The organism is Maribacter aestuarii, from assembly GCF_027474845.2.
GTDB lineage: Bacteria > Bacteroidota > Bacteroidia > Flavobacteriales > Flavobacteriaceae > Maribacter > Maribacter aestuarii.
On the sequence record NZ_CP107031.2, the window covers coordinates 535,457 to 554,756 of the forward strand.

At 45.2% G+C, this 19,300-nt stretch carries 10 protein-coding genes; 1 reads left to right on the plus strand and 9 read right to left on the minus strand.

Annotated elements, in window-relative coordinates:
* Positions 1 to 57: 57 nt before the first annotated feature.
* Positions 58 to 756 carry a DUF4369 domain-containing protein gene (locus tag N8A89_RS02330; RefSeq protein ID WP_281540809.1) on the plus strand — a complete coding sequence of 233 codons (699 nt, stop codon included), beginning with the start codon at positions 58 to 60 and terminating at the stop codon, positions 754 to 756.
* 47 nt (positions 757 to 803) lie between these two features.
* Here N8A89_RS02330 and N8A89_RS02335 read toward each other — a convergent pair whose 3' ends face one another.
* The 9 genes from N8A89_RS02335 to N8A89_RS02375 all read right to left on the minus strand — a co-directional run bounded on the left by N8A89_RS02335 (position 804) and on the right by N8A89_RS02375 (position 19,235).
* Complete coding sequence (locus N8A89_RS02335; protein ID WP_281540810.1) at positions 804 to 1,073, minus strand: hypothetical protein; 270 nt, start codon at positions 1,071 to 1,073, stop codon at positions 804 to 806.
* A 57-nt stretch (positions 1,074 to 1,130) separates the two neighbouring features.
* Positions 1,131 to 2,093 carry a type I phosphomannose isomerase catalytic subunit gene (locus N8A89_RS02340; protein WP_281543326.1) on the minus strand — a complete coding sequence of 321 codons (963 nt, stop codon included), beginning with the start codon at positions 2,091 to 2,093 and terminating at the stop codon, positions 1,131 to 1,133.
* A 32-nt stretch (positions 2,094 to 2,125) separates the two neighbouring features.
* The gene (locus tag N8A89_RS02345; protein WP_281540811.1) at positions 2,126 to 2,572 is read right to left on the minus strand and encodes a peroxiredoxin; all 447 of its coding nucleotides are present in this window, start codon (positions 2,570 to 2,572) and stop codon (positions 2,126 to 2,128) included.
* Entirely contained in the window at positions 2,572 to 2,979 is a 408-nt protein-coding gene (locus tag N8A89_RS02350; protein WP_281540812.1) for a 6-pyruvoyl trahydropterin synthase family protein, read from the minus strand. Before N8A89_RS02350 ends, N8A89_RS02345 begins: the two co-directional genes overlap by 1 nt.
* Positions 2,976 to 3,509, minus strand: coding sequence for an isopentenyl-diphosphate Delta-isomerase (gene idi / locus N8A89_RS02355; RefSeq protein WP_289644850.1), 534 nt, complete (start codon positions 3,507 to 3,509; stop codon positions 2,976 to 2,978). Before idi ends, N8A89_RS02350 begins: the two co-directional genes overlap by 4 nt.
* Before the next feature lie 87 nt (positions 3,510 to 3,596).
* Entirely contained in the window at positions 3,597 to 4,550 is a 954-nt protein-coding gene (locus N8A89_RS02360; RefSeq protein ID WP_281540813.1) for a PorP/SprF family type IX secretion system membrane protein, read from the minus strand.
* A 4-nt stretch (positions 4,551 to 4,554) separates the two neighbouring features.
* Positions 4,555 to 6,573 (minus strand): T9SS type B sorting domain-containing protein, encoded by a 2,019-nt coding sequence (locus N8A89_RS02365; protein WP_281540814.1) that lies wholly within the window; start codon positions 6,571 to 6,573, stop codon positions 4,555 to 4,557.
* Between the two features lie 26 nt (positions 6,574 to 6,599).
* The gene (locus N8A89_RS02370; RefSeq protein WP_281540815.1) at positions 6,600 to 13,718 is read right to left on the minus strand and encodes a DUF7151 family protein; all 7,119 of its coding nucleotides are present in this window, start codon (positions 13,716 to 13,718) and stop codon (positions 6,600 to 6,602) included.
* Between the two features lie 510 nt (positions 13,719 to 14,228).
* Positions 14,229 to 19,235, minus strand: a complete 5,007-nt coding sequence (locus N8A89_RS02375; protein ID WP_281540816.1) for a GEVED domain-containing protein — start codon at positions 19,233 to 19,235, stop codon at positions 14,229 to 14,231.
* Positions 19,236 to 19,300 lie beyond the last annotated feature (65 nt).

Below are 19,300 nucleotides of genomic sequence, written 5' to 3' on the forward strand. Positions count from 1 at the left end.
GTATTTTGAATTATTAGTCGCAAAAAAATAGTGATATTTGCGCCTTAATTAATTTTTATGAAGAAATTACTAGCTGTTTTAAGTATTTCAATTCTACTTAGCTCCTGTGGTGGGGACACGGAAAACACAATGACCCTAACTGGGACTATCAAAGGGCTTAAAAAAGGTACACTACATTTTCAACATGTAAGGGACACAGCATTGATTACTATCGATTCTTTAGAAATTGATGGCGATGGCAAATTTACTTTCAAAACGGAGGTAGAAAGCCCTGAAATCTTTTATTTATACTTGGACAAAAAAGATAACAACGACATTAATGATCGAATAACATTTTTTGGGGAACCAGGTATTATCAATGTACAAACGAATTGGAATACATTTGATACCAATGCCAAAATTACCGGTTCCAAAAGTCATGATAAACTGAAGGAATATAGGAAGGTCATGTCTGGAATTAACAAAAGAAGCTTGGAACTCATGCAGATGTCCGTACAAAATGAAAACCCCTTACAGCAATCAGAGCTAGATTCCATAGAGCAGGTAACGAACAACAATGTGAAGAGGGGCTATCTCTATGCTATCAATTTTGCCCTTAATAATAGTGATTCTTATATTGCTCCCTACATTGCGCTGAAGGAAGTGCCTGATGCCAATAGGAAGTATCTTGATTCCATTTTTAGTGTGTTATCCCCAGAGGTGGCGGACTCTAAATATGGGCGAGAACTTCAAGAATATTTGAAAAATAAAGAATAAAAAAAGCATCCAAACCTTGGATGCTTTATATCTTAAAACTATTGATTCTAGTTCAGTTTATTGAGGTCGTCTACCAATTTTTTTGCCCTGGTCTCCAATTCGGCACGTACTTCTTTTAAGTGTTTTTGCCTATTCTCAACATCCCTCTTATTGACCTTTGCAATTAAGTCATCAAAAGTAGCGATGGCACCATCAATAACCTTAGCTCCCTCTTTAGAGTTTGGTTTTCCATTAGCCTCCTCAACAATATATACAGCCTCAATGATATCCCCGAGGACATAATTTATATCTTTTTTTAAATCTCTAATACTTGCCATTTTAATTTTATTTTTCGCAAAAATACAACTTTACGACCGTCAAAGTTAAAATTCCAATTAAATAGTGACCTCCAACAATTTCGCATTAGAAGTGTTGATTCTTACACTATTGGTCGTAGCCGGAATCAATACTGTTTCACCTTTCTGTATGGACTCCTCCGCGTCCCCAGTCTGGATTCGTGCACTACCGCCCACACACATGTAGATGGTAAAGGAATCCCTCTTTGTAATATCTTGTTCTAGATTGTTTGTAAGATGAAGAAAGTTAGTCTTAAAATATGGGCAGTCTACCATCTCATTGGCGGTGTTCTTACCGACCGCATAATCTACTTTAAAATCATCTTTCTTCTCATAGTCTATGGCATCTAAAGCCAATTCCGTATGAAGCTCCCTTAAATTGCCGTCCTTATCCTTTCTATTAAAATCGAAAACGCGATATGTAACGTCCGAAGTTTGTTGAATTTCTGCCAAAAGAACCCCTGCCCCAATAGCGTGGATCTTGCCAGTATTTATAAAAAAAGTATCCCCTTCCTTAACCTTTTCGTAATTCAGTAAATCCAGTAATCGATTTTCTGTAAGGCTTTCAGCATATTCATCTTTTGTTACATCTCTATTGAACCCAACAATAAGTTCGGCCTCCGGATCAGCATCCATAATATACCACATTTCCGTTTTTCCAAAAGAATTGTGTCGTTCTTTGGCCAAGGCGTCGTTGGGATGTAATTGAATGGATAAATCCTGTTTTGCATCAATAAATTTAATTAGAATGGGAAATTCCCTTCCAAATCTGTCCACCACGCTTTTTCCTAATAATTCCTCCGGATATTCATTTATCAAATCCTGCAAGGATTTGTTTTCATACACTCCATTGGCGACTGATGAAATATCCCCTTTTACGGTTGATATTTCCCAGCTCTCCCCGGTGATATCACTATCTATGGGTTTACCCAGCACTTCTTTCAACTTCGTACCGCCCCAGAGACGTTCTTTTAAAATTGGTCTGAATTTTATGGGATAAATATTCATCGATTATTTTCTAATAGGATGATTCGTTAATTTGAAACTGCCTTTAAAGCTCTTTTCATATGCTCCGAAGCACTAATACTGTTGAAAACCATGATGACCTTCCCGGTATCATCAACTACGTAAGTCTCTCTTCCAGGGAGCAGCAAAAGACTATTTTTCACCTTAAAAAGTTTTCTTACCTCGTTTCGAGCATCCGACAATAACACAAACGGTAGTCGGTGCTTTTCCCTAAACTTTTGATGGCTCTTTACCGAATCTGCACTTATACCAATTACCTCTACTCCTTTTGATGTAAAATTTTCATAGCTATCCCTGAAGTCACAGGCCTCCTTGGTACAACCTGACGTATTATTTTTTGGATAGAAAAAGAGGACAAAAGGTTTTTTACCCAAAAAGTCTTTTATTGAAAATATATCGCCATTTTGGTCGGGTAAACTAAATTCCGGAATGGTATCACCAACTTTTAAAGCCATTATCCAGAGTAGGTTACAAAATTACGTGGTGTTTCATAAAGAACGACTTCCAGTTCATTTTCCTTAGCGATGTGCGGACGTAATTTGTTCCATATGACTACCGCAATATTTTCTGCAGTCGGGTTCAGTTCCTTAAATTCGGGAACTTCCAAGTTCAAATTTTTGTGATCCAACGCATCTTCAATCTCATCTTTAATCAAATCCTTTAGCACCTTCATATCCATTACAAAGCCGGTATCGGAATCAATTTCTCCATTTACACTTACAATAAGTTCATAATTATGACCATGAAAATTAGGATTATTGCACTTTCCAAATACGCTGTCATTTTTTGCATCGTCCCAATCCTTCCTGTATAACCTGTGGGCTGCATTAAAATGGGCCTTTCTGCTTATTTTTACTTTCATCTAGTATCTATATTAGAGAGCAAATGCTCATAGAATTTTTCAAATATAATTTTGAACCATACCGTGTAATTGGCTGGATTTTCTGCTATATCCTGTTTTACGGCATTTGGTGACATCCATTTCCAGTCACCAACTTCTTCTGGGTTGATATCCGGGGGATTATTATAATATCCTAACATAACATGATCAAGTTCATGCTCTGTTAAACCGTTATCAAAGGGAGCTTTGTAAATGAATGAGAATAATTCCTTAAGGTCGGTACTAAATCCCATTTCTTCTTTCAACCTTCTTTTACCTGCCTCAATGTTGGTCTCCCCCACCCTTTGATGGCTACAACAGGTGTTGGTCCATAGTAATGGAGAATGGTACTTTTCTGATGCCCTTTGTTGGAGCATCATTTCGCCATGCTCATTTAGGATGAATACAGAAAACGCTCTATGTAGTTTTGCTTTCTCATGAGCTTCCATTTTTGGCATGGTACCAATCTGCTCATCATTTTGGTTCACAAGAATAACTTCCTCTTCCTTCATGATACAAAAATAACATCTTTGCACAAGCCTAGGCACAACATGGAGTAAAATAAATAGATATGAAAATAGACGTTCCTAATCGGACCTCTAAAAGAATCGTGGAGACTTCAAGTTTTCCTTGGTAGAAATGAAGTCGTATCTCAAAATAACTTCAAAAGAACCATCGTTAAATGCGGCGTTACCAAGCTCGGTAATCTCACGATCGTATGCCACACCTATGAGAAATTTATTGGATACGTTAAATCCGGCCATTCCACTGAAAGCAGCATCCCATCTGTAGGCAGCACCCAGGATGAATTTTTCGCTGAACATGAAATTTGCGGATAAATCTACTTGCAACGGTGCTCCCTGAACCACCTTTGTGAGCAGTGTAGGTTTAAATTTTAAAAACGGATTAACATCCCAAACATATCCTGTAATAAGATAAAAATTCATTTGTTCCTTTGCTGTGGATAGCGAAGATTCCTCAAAATGAGAGGTTTCTAAAAATCTTGGAACCGAAAGACCTGCGTAAAAATTATTTGTATGGTAATATACTCCTGCGCCGATGTTTGGCGAAAGTCTATTGTCTATATCCTGTTGTAAAGTCTGGTCGGGAGCAAATTGGTTCAGTTCCGAAAATCGGACATCCAGTAGGTTTGCACTGGCTTTGAGTCCAAAACTTAACCTTCCTTCCGTTGATGTCCAGATAGTATAGGAGAAGTCAACATCAAAATTAGTTTCGGAAGTAGGGCCAATCTTATCGTTTACTACAGATAAACCTAAACCTACCCCTCGGTACCCGATCGGCGAGTGAATATTAAAAGTTTGCGTAACGGGTGCACCGTCCAAACCTATCCATTGGGAACGGTGTAGAGCTGCAATGCTAATTTGCCCCCTAGAACCTGCGTATCCTGGGTTTACACTAACCGTATTATACATGTATTGTGTATACTGGGCATCCTGCTGTCCATAAGAAAATATCCCGGTACAAAGCACTACAAGTAGTAGTCCCAAGTTCCTAGAGGTATTTCCTTTCATCATTTTTATAAATATGGACATATTCTTATCTATTAATATACAGGTAACCCGATAATTGTTTCATGTTTCCGTTAGGTTCTTCATAGTCAAGGATATAGAAATAAGTACCAACCGGCAGTTTGTTATCCTGATCAACCGTAATCCTGCCTTGAGAGGTACCGTCAAAAACGTTTCCTTCGGTATCATAAGCTCTTGTGGTGAATACAGATACACCCCATCGGTTATAAATTCTAATTGTATTGTTCGGATAGTTCTCCAAACCACTGATCTGAAGTACATCATGGACTCCATCGCCATTAGGAGTTATCACATTAAACACCTCAATAGTCTCCGCTTGTTCTCCTAAGTCCGAATCCAGATAATTTGGAATGCCGTCGTCGTCAGAGTCATCATTGGCATAATCACCATCCAAATCTAAATCCTCATCAATTGTTTCAATTCCATCATCATCATCATCAGTATCCCTGTAATCGGATTCATTGTCACTATCTGTATTAGGCAACTGTCCAAAAGGATCATCAATTTCGTCGTTTACATCAATATCTACCGTAATTGCACCTTCGTAACCATCATCAAGACCATCGTCATCTTTATCCGAGCCGATGAAAACTACGTCGGGAATACCATCATGGTCCTGATCGTGTGCTTCAATATTATCCGGAACATTATCGTTGTCACTATCTTCGTCTAGGTAATCAGGTAAACTGTCTCCATCTGTATCCACAGGGAATATACCGACATTACCATTGGCCTCGTAGGCGTCATCCAATCCGTTACCATTGGCGTCTACGCCACTTGGTGGTAGATAATCTTGGGTAGTCTGTGCTTCAATATTATCTGGAATACCGTCGTTGTCGCTATCTATGTCCAAATAATCCGCAAACCCATCTCCATCGGAGTCTGTAGGGTTCGTTGAAGGATCATTATCTCCATCTAGGTTTAAGTCTTCAAAACTATCTACGATACCATCGTCATCACTATCCAAATCGGAGCCCGGAGCATTTACCAGAACGGTGACTGTTGCGGTATCACAATTCCCTAAAGTATCGCAAAGCGTATAGGTAAACGTATCTGTTCCATCAAAACCTGGATTTGGTGTATACGTAATCGTATCATCTGAAGGGTCGTTAGGTGTGCCGTTGTCATCAAGATTCACAGAACCTGAGGTTGGACTCGTTGCGGTTAGGGTTCCCGTAGTTGGTATATCATTATCATTGGCCAACACATCAATTACAACAGGAATATCCTGTTCTGTTGTTGCAAAATCATCTAAAGTGTCCAAAATTGGGAGCACGGTCATAGAGACCGTTGCTGTACTACAAGCACCACTATCGTTACAAACGGTATAATCAAAACTATCCGTTCCATTATAATCCGGGTTTGGAATATAGGTTACTACATCGTCGGTTGGGTCATTTGGAGTTGCATTGTCATCTATAGAAACCGTTCCATTGGTCGGGTTCGTTCTTGTTAATGTTCCTGTTGTTGGTAAATCAGAATCATTATCATAAATATCCACTACTATGGAAACATCCTCGTCAGTGACGACCACGTCATCTACTAAGGTTGCCGCTTGTTGCAGACATACTACGGTAAAATTGGGAAGACTTACAGCGTTACCAACTTTTGTCACCGTGGCCGTGTAGCGTACCACAGTCTGGGTTGATGTGACCACAGGCCTCAGTTGGTCTCCAGATACAGCCGGACTCCAGCTAACGGAAGCACCAGAAGTTACATTGGAGCTAATATCCAGGGTAACTTGGTTATCTGGAGCATTGCAATTCGTTACAATAAAATAACCCGTTGCATTAGAACCACATAAGGTACCGTCATACGTAGCGAAATAAATACCGGGAGTGGTAACCTCATAAAAGAAATCCGTACCCAAAACAGTATTCGTATCCGAGGCTTCGTACCACCGATAATTGTTTTCATCGGAACTGTTGGGAGCCTGAAGCAAAAACTGTGCGTTGGATGCAACTATTCCCAGTAGTGTAAGAACACAACTGAGGAATAGCTTTTTATATGAAAGGGTTCTTTTCAAATCGATTTGGGTCGTTTTCTAGTTGATTATTTTACAACGAATACTACGTTAATCAAAGTATTGTAATCGGCAGGTGTGTTGAACACTTCATAAGAAAGAACTCCTGCTGCGTTTACCGACATATTTTGAACTGTGGTACCATTACCAAATACGTCCGGGTCCGCATACGTGACATGATAATCAAGTTCTGAAACCAAGTAGGTAGGAATAGTCCCCGCACTACTAACTACTGGCGAACCAAATTGAGCAATATACTGATCATATAAATTGATGGAATACGTCCCTGTCGCCGAGGCATCAATAGCTATAGAAGGCGGATAAAATACTTTGGAAGCCTTTAAAGAGTTAACTTTTCTAAGATTTCCGTTCGCATCGGCCGATACCAACTGATCGGTATCCGCACTAGCTGGAAGAGTCCTTACCCTTGCATTACCGTTGACATCTAAATCCGTGGATGGAGCTGCTGTTCCGATACCAACCCTATTATCATCTCCACTCACTACCAAAGTATTGGCATCAAAGTTCAGGTCAAAATTGTTTTGGGTTACAGCTCTATTACCTGTTAATGTACCATCTGTATTATAGATATTAGCAGCATTTACAGAGCTTAGATCAACAGTCTCATTTGGGGCTCCATCTTGTTCCAAGGTCAAGGTAGTACCGTCGAAGCTTAGGTTCGTCACCGATTCGTTACCGATGACGGAGTCCGCATCGTCTACATTTAATGTAATGGCGTTACCTCCAGTTATTGAAATCTGACCTGGCGCACCTGTTGTTGCCAATGTTTGATCATCTGTAGCTGGATCTCCTGCTGGTCCTTGTGGACCGGTAGCCCCTGTAGGACCGGATGGACCTGCTGGACCTTGTGGACCAACGTTTCCTTGAGGACCTTGAGCTCCTGTAGGACCCGCTGGGCCGGTTGCGCCATCTGCTCCGTTACATACATATTCCGTATTATCTATTTCAATAGATTCCAAAATACCGTTATCATTATCATCTATCCCAGTATCAACTCGTATACCTCCATCAGCACAGTTGGCACCTGCTGCTTCTGCAGAGGTTAGTACCAAGGCTTGAGGACCATCAGCACCATCAGCACCTGGGTTACCGTCGGGACCTTGTGGACCTATCGGACCTTGATTACCATCGGGACCTTGATTACCGTCAGGACCTTGGTTGCCGTCAGGACCTTGTGGACCTATCGGACCTTGATTACCGTCAGGACCTTGGTTACCATCGGGGCCTTGTGGACCTATTGGACCTTGATTACCGTCAGGACCTTGGTTGCCATCGGGTCCTTGTGGACCTATCGGACCTTGGTTACCGTCAGGACCTTGGTTGCCATCGGGTCCTTGTGGACCTATTGGACCTTGTGGACCTTGATTACCATCGGGGCCTTGATTACCGTCGGGACCTTGTGGACCTATCGGGCCTTGTGGACCTTGATTACCGTCAGGACCTTGGTTGCCGTCAGGACCTTGTGGACCTATCGGACCTTGATTACCGTCAGGACCTTGGTTACCATCGGGGCCTTGTGGACCTTGATTACCATCGGGGCCTTGATTACCGTCGGGACCTTGTGGACCTATCGGGCCTTGCGGGCCTTGGTTGCCATCGGGTCCTTGTGGACCTATCGGACCTTGATTACCGTCAGGACCTTGGTTACCATCGGGGCCTTGTGGACCTATTGGACCTTGATTACCGTCAGGACCTTGCGGACCTATTGGACCTTGGTTACCGTCAGGACCTTGGTTACCGTCAGGACCTTGGTTACCGTCAGGACCTTGCGGACCTATCGGGCCTTGTGGACCTTGATTTCCGTCAGGACCTTGCGGACCTATTGGACCTTGATTACCATCGGGGCCTTGGTTACCATCGGGGCCTTGTGGACCTTGGTTACCGTCGGGTCCTTGGTTACCGTCAGGACCTTGGTTGCCGTCGAGGCCTTGCGGGCCTATCGGGCCTTGTGGACCTTGATTACCGTCAGGACCTTGATTACCATCTGGACCTTGTGGACCTATCGGACCTTGATTACCGTCAGGACCTTGGTTGCCATCGGGTCCTTGTGGACCTATCGGACCTTGGTTACCGTCAGGACCTTGGTTGCCATCGGGTCCTTGTGGACCTATTGGGCCTTGTGGACCTTGATTACCATCGGGGCCTTGATTACCGTCGGGACCTTGTGGACCTTGATTACCATCGGGTCCTTGTGGACCTATCGGACCTTGGTTACCGTCAGGACCTTGGTTGCCATCGGGTCCTTGTGGACCTATTGGGCCTTGTGGACCTTGATTACCATCGGGGCCTTGATTACCGTCGGGACCTTGTGGACCTTGATTACCATCGGGACCTTGGTTACCGTCGGGTCCTTGTGGACCTATAGGGCCTTGTGGACCTTGATTACCATCGGGGCCTTGGTTGCCGTCGGGGCCTTGTGGACCTATCGGGCCTTGTGGCCCTTGGTTACCGTCAGGACCTTGATTACCATCGGGGCCTTGTGGACCTATCGGGCCTTGCGGACCTATTGGACCTTGTGGACCTTGATTACCATCGGGGCCTTGTGGACCTATCGGACCTTGATTACCGTCAGGACCTTGGTTGCCATCGGGTCCTTGTGGACCTATCGGACCTTGGTTACCATCTGGGCCTTGGTTGCCATCGGGTCCTTGTGGACCTATCGGACCTTGATTACCATCGGGACCTTGGTTACCGTCGGGTCCTTGTGGACCTATCGGGCCTTGTGGCCCTTGGTTACCGTCAGGACCTTGATTACCATCGGGGCCTTGTGGACCTATCGGGCCTTGCGGACCTATTGGACCTTGTGGACCTTGATTACCATCGGGGCCTTGTGGACCTATCGGACCTTGATTACCGTCAGGACCTTGGTTGCCATCGGGTCCTTGTGGACCTATCGGACCTTGATTACCATCGGGACCTTGGTTACCGTCGGGTCCTTGTGGACCTATCGGGCCTTGTGGACCTTGATTACCATCGGGACCTTGGTTACCGTCGGGACCTTGGTTACCGTCGGGTCCTTGCGGACCTATCGGGCCTTGGTTACCGTCAGGACCTTGGTTGCCGTCGGGGCCTTGTGGACCTATCGGGCCTTGTGGCCCTTGGTTACCGTCAGGACCTTGGTTACCGTCGGGACCTTGTGGACCTTGATTACCATCGGGGCCTTGTGGACCTATCGGGCCTTGCGGACCCATTGGACCCTGGGGACCCACCGCACCACCAGCAGCAATATCAGCCAGAGGTACAGACAAAATACCGTTATCATCTTCTATTTCCAAGTCACTACCAACCACCTGAAATCTAGTGTTGATTTCATTTGTTATATCCGAATCTGCATCATTCACGTTCAAGGTCAGCGTACTACCGTTGTCTATGGTTATGTTACCCGGACTATTGTCCGTACTGATGTCCTGTTCGTCGGTTCCGATACTACTCAAGGGAACATCGAAGTCCGTACCCGCCTCCGTGATACGAAGATCGGTTCCGTTTATACCGAAAAAAGTAATAAGTTCGTTCGTATCGCTAGCGTCACCAGGTGTGGCACTACCACCAACTGGTATCCAAGCACCTGAGTCATATACATATAATTGTCCGCTTGCCGTGTCCACATATGTGGTCCCTTCTGCAGGTGCTCCCGTGGGACCTCCAGTACCCCTAAGCGTGAGCTCATTGGTTGAATCTTTATCCCCGTCGACGTAGTCGACAGTATAGTTCCCGTTACCATCATCCGTTACCGTTATATCGTTAATTCCGGTGACAGTCTCTCTATAATCAGATAAGTCTATTACCGTAGGCGTTGGGTCGTTACTCAAGGAAAGATTATCACCTGATAATCCCAAGTCCTGTAACTCGTTCTGGTCGTCGGTATCGTTGTCGTTGGCGATATGGTCAGCGATGTCCGTGGTATTCGTGGCGATGTCCGTTGTATTGATCGCAATGTTGGTGGCGTTCGTGGTGATATCGTTGGAATTGTTCACGATGTCCGCAGCGTTTGTCGCTATGTCCGTAGTGTTCGTGGCAATGTTCGAAGCATTGGTCGTAATATCGTTGGCATTGGTTACGATGTCAGCGGAATTCGTGGCGATGTCCGTTGTATTGGTCGCAATATTGTTCGCGTTCGTGGTGATGTCGTTGGAATTGTTCACGATATCCGCTGCGTTGGTCGCGATGTCCGTTGTATTGGTCGCAATGTTGGTGGCGTTCGTGGCGATGTCGGCTGCGTTGGCGGCAACTCCGGCGGAGTCGTCCAGGTCGCTCAGGTCCACCGTTACGTCGGTCGTTCCTTCACTGATTGTCAAAACGTTAGATGGCGCGTCGAGAACGGCGGCGCTCACGTCGTCGTCCGCAAGGGCGTCAACATACGCCTTGTTCACGGCATCGTTAGGATCGATCGGCGCGCCCAGGTTCGTGATCACGTTCCCGCCGGCACTTGGGTCCCGAAGTACTACCTCTTCCAGATCCTGTAACTCGTTCTGGTCGTCGGTATCGTTGTCGTTGGCGATATGGTCAGCAATGTCCGTGGCATTCGTGGCGATGTCCGTTGTGTTGGTCGCAATGTTAGTGGCGTTCGTCACTATGTCCGTAGTGTTCGTGGCGATGTCGCTGGAATTGTTCACGATGTCCGCGGCGTTGGTCGCAATGTCCGTAGTGTTCGTGGCGATATCGGCTGTGTTGGCGGCAACTCCGGCGGAATCGTCCAGGTCGCTCAGGTCCACCGTTACGTCGGTCGTCCCCTCGCTGATCGTCAGTACGTTCGTCGGTGCGTCGAGAACGGCGGCGCTCACGTCGTCGTCCGCAAGGGCGTCCACGTAGTCCTTTGTCACGGCATCGGTTCCCGCAACGGGTGTTCCTAGTCCCGTGATTACCGTACCAGCTGCATCGGCGCCCTCACCGAGTACGTTGGCCAAGTCCTGTATCTCGTTCTGGTCATCGGTATCGTTGTCGTTGGCGATATGGTCAGCAATATCCGTAGCATTCGTCGCTATGTCCGTAGTGTTGGTCGCAATGTCCGTGGCATTCGTGGCGATGTCCGTTGTATTGGTCGCAATGTTGGTGGCGTTCGTGGTGATATCGTTGGAATTGTTCACGATATCCGCTGCGTTGGTCGCTATGTCCGTAGTGTTCGTGGCAATGTTCGAAGTATTGGTCGTAATATCGTTGGCATTGGTTACGATGTCAGCGGTATTCGTGGCGATGTCCGTTGTATTGGTCGCAATACTGTTGGCGTTCGTGGTGATATCGTTGGAATTGTTCACGATATCCGCTGCGTTGGTCGCGATGTCCGTTGTATTCGTAGCGATGTTCGTAGTGTTCGTGGCGATATCGGCTGCGTTGGCGGCCACTCCGGCGGAGTCGTCCAGGTCGCTCAGGTCCACCGATACGTCGGTCGTTCCTTCACTGATTGTCAGCACGTTAGATGGCGCGTCGAGAACGGCGGCGCTCACGTCGTCGTCCGCAAGGGCGTCCACATACGCCTTGTTCACGGCATCGTTAGGATTGGTCGGCGCGCCCAGGTTCGTGATTACGTTCCCGCCAGCACTTGGGTCCCGAAGCACTACCTCTTCCAGATCCTGTAACTCATTCTGGTCATCGGTATCGTTGTCGTTGGCGATATGGTCAGCAATGTCCGTAGCATTCGTCGCTATGTCCGTAGTGTTGGTCGCAATGTCCGTAGTGTTCGTGGCGATGTCGTTGGAATTGTTCACGATGTCCGCAGCATTGGTCGTAATATCGTTGGAATTGTTCACGATGTCAACGGCGTTCGTCGCTATGTCCGTTGTATTGGTCGCAATGTTGGTGGCGTTGGTGGTGATATCGTTCGAATTGTTCACGATGTCCGCGGCGTTGGTCGCAATGTCCGTAGTGTTCGTGGCGATATCGGCTGCGTTGGCGGCAACCCCGGCGGAATCGTCCAGGTCGCTCAGGTCCACCGTTACGTCGGTCGTCCCTTCACTGATGGTCAGTACGTTCGTCGGTGCGTCGAGAACGGCGGCGCTCACGTCGTCGTCCGCAAGGGCGTCAACATACGCCTTGTTCACGGCATCGGTTCCCGCAACGGGTGTTCCGAGTCCCGTGATTACCGTACCGGCCGCATCGGCGCCCTCACCGAGTACGTTGGCCAAGTCCTGTATCTCGTTCTGGTCATCGGTATCGTTGTCGTTGGCGATGTGGTCAGCAATGTCCGTGGCATTCGTGGCGATGTCGTTGGAATTGTTCACGATGTCCGCGGCGTTGGTCGCAATGTCCGTAGTGTTCGTGGCGATATCGGCTGCGTTGGCGGCCACTCCGGCGGAGTCGTCCAGGTCGCTCAGGTCCACCGTTACGTCGGTCGTCCCCTCGCTGATCGTCAGTACGTTCGTCGGCGCGTCGAGAACGGCGGCGCTCACATCGTCGTCCGCAAGGGCGTCCACATAGTCCTTTGTCACGGCATCGGTTCCCGCAACGGGTGTTCCGAGTCCCGTGATTACCGTACCGGCCGCATCGGCTCCTTCCGTTAAAACCTCAGCTAAAGTCTGATCATCGCTACTTATAGTATTCAATGGAATACTAACTGTATTACCATTGGAGATACCAATTTCTAAATTTGCACCATTGACTTGGAAATTTTCTAAAAGTTGATTATCGGTATTTACCTGTGCAGCAATATCCGCCAAAGGAACACTAACTATATTATTGTCCGAGTCCGTAATTACTAAATTCGCCCCAACAACCTCAAATCTGAAATTAGTAGTATTGGTGTCTGTAAAAACATCCTGCAAAGTGCTTAAATCAGCCGATACCGTTCCACCGTTTTCAAGGGTTAACGTTAATTCGTTGGTAGTTGTGTCAAAACTGAAATTTTGAAGTTGCTGATTGTCTGTATTTGCTGCTGTTGTTAATTCCCATGAATCCCCATCCCAGAAATAGATAGTACCCGTTGTAGTATTTACATATAAATCACCTAAGTCGGCCCCAATTGGAGTGGTAGCTCCCGGTGCGGATACATCAGTGCCCTGTAGTACTTCACAATTACATTGGTCTTCTAATGTTACGGTTGTTTGGGCTATAGAGATAGTAGACAACAATAAAGCTGCAATTACCATTAAACCCTTAATGGAACAGCTCCTAGTTGTATTTGCTTGACTCTTCATAATTTTAAAATTCAAGTTCACTTTCAGAATTTCGATAGTCATATTGGTATCTATAATTAATAATTCCAGATTTTCCTATTGCCTTTGACAAAATGGATTACCTGCAATCACATCCCACAAATATTCATTATAAAGACAGCTCCTTAAAATAAATGTTGTGTAGAGGTATATTTGCACAGTATATGTACGCAAACATGAGGTTTAGGTTTGAAGAAATAGTTCAAACAAAGAAGTACTTTTCGTCGAAGACCCATTGAATTATATAATCTTTCCGCATTCTTTGAATCCTCTGAAAACTCGTTGAAACGTGCTATAAATTTGTTAAAGTGAGATGAGAATTGCATCAGAATTTTCACTTCGCAATTGCGTATATTCAAAATTATTTACGGGGTTTGACCTTCAATATTGAGCTACAAATTCCAAAAAGAATTACGTCGATAATCTATTTGTGCGTTGGTAATAATTCTGGGTGTTGCTTTACGCCCTCAAATCCTTTGAATAGAATTTTTTTTAATTTTTACGAACCCGATATGTAATTCTACGATTTGTAATGACGGTCGTTACTCGAACTGTTAAGATTGTCGTATCCGATATGATTGGGCCGCAAATATAGTCGTCAGAAGAAATGAGCACCCTATATTCATTGCCATTGTCAGCCGGGGTGGCATTAGTGATGATTAAAGTATCCGTTGTTGCACCACTATGAATTCCTGTATTCGTCAAGTCGACCCAAATTGAACCATTAAACAGTTGCCATTGGTAGCTATCCGCATTGGAGGCCACTACGGGAAATTGTGTGCTACAACCGGGACAGATTGCTACATCAAAAGGTTGAGTTAAAATCACCGGAGCGGTATCTTCCACATAGTCCTGTGTACCATTACCACCAGAATCTACCGGGACTGGATACGTGGCAGAAGTAACCCTACCATTGGCATCTGTGGTAGGTGGATCCCCTACATCATAATACTCGTTGTCGCCTCCATCTGCATTGGCATCTGCATAAGCTTCATTGGCATCACTACAACCATCATCATCGCTATCCGTATCCAAATAATTTGGCGGGGCCGAACCATCAGTATCAAGAATAGTGTAGTTCAACGTACCACTTTCAGGAAGCGTTTCGACCAAATCCGCCAACCCGTTTCCTCCAAAGGTACTTATGAGCACCCCATTGTTATGGGGTCTGTTATGTCCAGCTTCTACCGCATCATAAATACCGTCATTATCACTATCTAAATCTAAGTGATTTGCCACCCCATCGGAGTCAATATCAATACCATAGTTCTCCGGGTTGTTGTAATTGGTAAGGCAACTAAATTCTATATTATGCTGTCTTCCACCTGCATTCGCACCCGCCACTCTTGCCTCAGCACCTACTCTTATGGACATTGAAGACTTGGAGGTATAACTTACTCCAAAATTCACTTCTGGAAACGTATTTCCAGCTCCGGGAAACTCACTGGTTCCGGCGGTACCAATTACCCAGGAGCCGTCCGTAGTCATGGTCAGTTCCGTAGGATTTGAAATGGTATAACTCGTTGGATTATCCGTCCATATTTGCTCAGCATAATTGGAGTTCCCGTCAATATCATTCAAATTCATGAAAAATTTATTGATGACCACAGGGGATGAACCTCCAGCACTAACAAACTGAATGTTATACTCTATATATCCGCGATCTCCTATATTGGTTAGGTTAAAAGCCGTCTGTGGTCGAAAGGCCGAAGTATCGGAAGAGTTGTTATCGATGTTGGTAGGCGTGGCGTTTACCGTTTTTGCAATCGTTACCAGGGCATCCACACCCGTCGTTACATTCGCAATTCGGTAAACGGCTCCTTGAAGCAAGGCTGTTCCTGAAACCAGGGTGGCACTTGCACTAAAATCCATTGAAGTGTCCCCTCCACAGGCTGGCTGGGAATTACCTGCTACGGTGCTTAATTCCTCATTATCTGGAATACCATCATTGTCGTCGTCCAAATCGGTCTTGTCAATAATTCCATCGCCATCTGAATCGGCTGAGACAATGAGCAGAGCAGAGCTCGAGGTTGTCGTTCCACAGACAAAACTGCCATCTGAAATTATGACACGATAAAAACTACCGTTTTCCGCTGCTGACACTCCGTTCTCGGTATATGAATTGGCCGTAGCACCCGATATATCCGAGTAATTGATACCACTGTCCGTACTTACCTGCCATTGATAGCTTAAAATACCCCCACTCGCCGAAACCGAAAACGTAGCATCAGCCCCGTCAGCTACCTCTTGATCTTGAGGTTGGGTATTTACCATGGGCGTTGCGCCTGCCTCTTCATGATCAGGGATGCCGTTACTGTCAGTATCCGCTGGGGTTGCATAAGAAGCGCTAATTACGGTACCGTCTGCATTTGTAGGTGGCGGATTCCCATTACCAAAGTAATCATTATCCCCTCCATCAGCATTCGAATCGGCATAAGCCTCATTGGCATCACTACACCCATCTCCATCACTATCACCATCAAGATGATCACTTGATGCATCCGTATCAATATCCTGGGCTCGGCATGCCGAAATATTAAAAGTGAAATCATCAAAAATAGAGTAGCTTTCCGAAGAATCATCTATTTGACCATAAGTGTAGACCCTGAACTTATATTGTGTGTTGGATTTTAATTCTAGAGCTGAGGCATTAAGATGGTCAAAAGTCAGGTACGAACTGCCGCTACCGTCATTTGTATGAAATACGTCTTTAGCCAAGGTATACCAAGTTCCCGTAGTTCCTTCAGAATACATTAGTGTAGAACGGTATGAATCCCCTTGCGTAGGTTGAAACCATCCGGATATAATATTATCAATGACATAAGAACTGGTTTGAATACCTGTTGTAAAGGACACCTCGATAAAGTCGTTATTGATTATGGCACTCTCCAGGCTGGTGGCGGACATACTGGTGATATGCACATTGGAACCCACAACTGAATATATCCCGGTAGTCAAGACCATGTTAGTGGTTGCATCAATGGCCCAATCCGTGATTTTTGAATCATACACCGTGTCCATGGTCAAATTACCGGCGGGATTGTTCAACGACCATGCAAATCCCGAAGTAACCTGATCGGAAGATTCAACGCAATCCGTGATTCCGTCATTGTCGTCATCTAAGTCCGCAAAATCCGGAATGCTATCCCCATCAAAATCGGCTTCACAGGTATACGATGAAATTGATTTCTCAGCTTCGATATAACTTATTTCTACAGTGCTGCCCGACGCCCTTCTCAGTCTTATATATTGCCAGTCTATGGGTGAAGTAAAGGAGTAATCAAGTGCGTTAGAACCTAGAAATGTCCACGGTCCCGTACTACTGGATGATATCCAGACATCAAAACTATCCCCGTCTGGACCGTTCACGGTGGCAAGATCACCACTATTGATGATGGAGGCCATTTCTAAAATTAATTCGTCATTATTATTATTAAAGGAAGCCGTTGTATTATTGTTACTACCGAGTGCGTTGTTCTCATTACCCACACTATTATCAATAATTACTGCTGTTGCAGATATATAATTATAGTGCGTACGCTCATATAAGGTAAACCCCGCGGAACATGCCGTCGCATCCCTTAAAACTATTCTATAATCTTCGACCTCACCATCGGTCGCTTCTGAGTTTCCGGGGGATAGTCCTGCTTCTGATGAATATCTAAAACGAGCGTAAGACGTACCACTATTTGCAGTAATTGGTATAGGCACATTTAACGTGATGGAGCCTCCTGAAGGTGCAACATTAGAAGCAATTTGCTCACCACCATCGTTGAAATCACCATCACGATTAAAATCGATCCATGCATTAAGTAATCCTGATCCATTTGCCACTATATCAAGGGTTTTGGTCTGACCGAGATCAAAAACCTGCCCACTAATTTCAGAACCTCCGCTTGTCACCCCATCCTCATCGTCACCATTGTTGTCATCGGCAGTACCAATACTGAAGTTACCAAAGGGATCCTCACTATCTGGAGGAACATTCCCCAAATAAATAGATACCCCCGTTGCCGTTAAAACTGGTAAAATATGAGCGGCATAGCCATACGAGGACGGAGCATCACCTGCGTCGTTTCTAACGCCCAAGTTGCCCATAATCGATTCCACATCTCCGGTACTTCCTAATTGGGCTGCAGGAATCAAATTACCGGTATCGGTATCAACAATGAAAATCGTGCGCCCCTGCCCTGCAATATTTTCATCCTCAATATAATTCGTTCCATCACTAGCATAAGTTATTCCCTCGCCATCAACTCCCAAGGAAGTTGTAAAGGCGAACGTTGTGTTTCCAGTGGTTATGTCTACCGTATAATAATCAACATTGTTATCATTTTGAATATAGAACTCTGCAGTATCAGGGTTCCATGAGAGACCATCCGCTTGCGTGCGTGCACCTGAAAGAACAACCGGATATCCTGCATAAGGAGACCAGGCTGGTCTTGTTGCACTTGCATTGGGATTTACCGCCATAATCCGGTCGGGTCCACCACTGGTCCCGTTTTGATACAGTATTAGAAAAACCTCCTCACCAGTTGCATTATTGATGTAAAATTCAGCCCCATCAACATGACCGGGTACAATATTGGACTTTACCAAAGTAGCTACACCTGTGGCCGGGTCTATGGAATATAAGTCGGATGAATTTGTGGGGTCGGCGCCAATAAATACGTAAACCAAACGATCCGTAGATCTATAACCCCCGCCTTCTCCAGAAAAAGTGATAGGTGATCCACCCAAGGTGATGTTGGTAAAGGTTGGTGAAGGAAGTGGCGATGCCGTTGGGTCTGGAGCCACTGAATAAAGTTCGGATCTATTGTCGGCAATATAATAGATAAAAGGTAAGCCTCTATTTGAATTAGGAACAATAGACGGCAACGGATCGGTAATAAAATCGGCAACAATGTTTAGTACTGGTGCTCGCGCAGGATCGCCATTGTACGATTCAGCTGTTCTTTCCCCTATGCCATTAATGATAAAGGCCATCGCGTTACCTGAAGTCCAACCACCCCTGTTTACAATTTCCTGTACAATATTCGTCAAATCCGGTGTTCGCTGATTAAAACCAGATTGCCCAACGGTGTTCCATGCCGGTATAGTATTCCATGCAACTGAAGCAGTCGTTAAGGTTCTCGAAGAAATATTGCCGATAGATGATGTATAGGTCGAGGCATTATCTGCATCTTCCCCGGTTATAACCACGGAGGTGGTTCCACTATCGGTTTCATCCGTCGTAAATTGAATACTCGCGCTTAATATAGTTGTGCCCTGTGGGATGAAAATATTCTGAAAACGTATACCGACCAATTGGTTGTTAGCCCCGTCACTTGTAATTTCCAAATCGGAACTCGTGAGGCTAATGTTTCCACTAGAAATACGTTCTTCTGCATCATCACTACCCTGTGATACCTGGGAGGAAATCGTAGTTTGTGCACCTGAATACATGCAGGTTCCCAAACAAAGAAATAGTATTATTTTAACCAATAGACTTCTATACATTCTTAATGACTCTAAAGCTGTACGAATCTGGGGGAAAGCATACTTCAAACAGTTCTTTTCGAGTT

What these genes read in the sequence shown, in the direction of transcription:
- N8A89_RS02330 (WP_281540809.1), top strand. Translation starts at nt 58, where the DNA reads ATGAAGAAATTACTAGCTGTTTTAAGTATTTCAATTCTACTTAGCTCC.
- N8A89_RS02335 (WP_281540810.1), bottom strand. Translation starts at nt 1,073, where the DNA reads ATGGCAAGTATTAGAGATTTAAAAAAAGATATAAATTATGTCCTCGGG.
- N8A89_RS02345 (WP_281540811.1), bottom strand. Translation starts at nt 2,572, where the DNA reads ATGGCTTTAAAAGTTGGTGATACCATTCCGGAATTTAGTTTACCCGAC.
- N8A89_RS02350 (WP_281540812.1), bottom strand. Translation starts at nt 2,979, where the DNA reads ATGAAAGTAAAAATAAGCAGAAAGGCCCATTTTAATGCAGCCCACAGG.
- idi (WP_289644850.1), bottom strand. Translation starts at nt 3,509, where the DNA reads ATGAAGGAAGAGGAAGTTATTCTTGTGAACCAAAATGATGAGCAGATT.
- N8A89_RS02360 (WP_281540813.1), bottom strand. Translation starts at nt 4,550, where the DNA reads ATGTCCATATTTATAAAAATGATGAAAGGAAATACCTCTAGGAACTTG.
- N8A89_RS02370 (WP_281540815.1), bottom strand. Translation starts at nt 13,718, where the DNA reads ATGAAGAGTCAAGCAAATACAACTAGGAGCTGTTCCATTAAGGGTTTA.
- N8A89_RS02375 (WP_281540816.1), bottom strand. Translation starts at nt 19,235, where the DNA reads ATGTATAGAAGTCTATTGGTTAAAATAATACTATTTCTTTGTTTGGGA.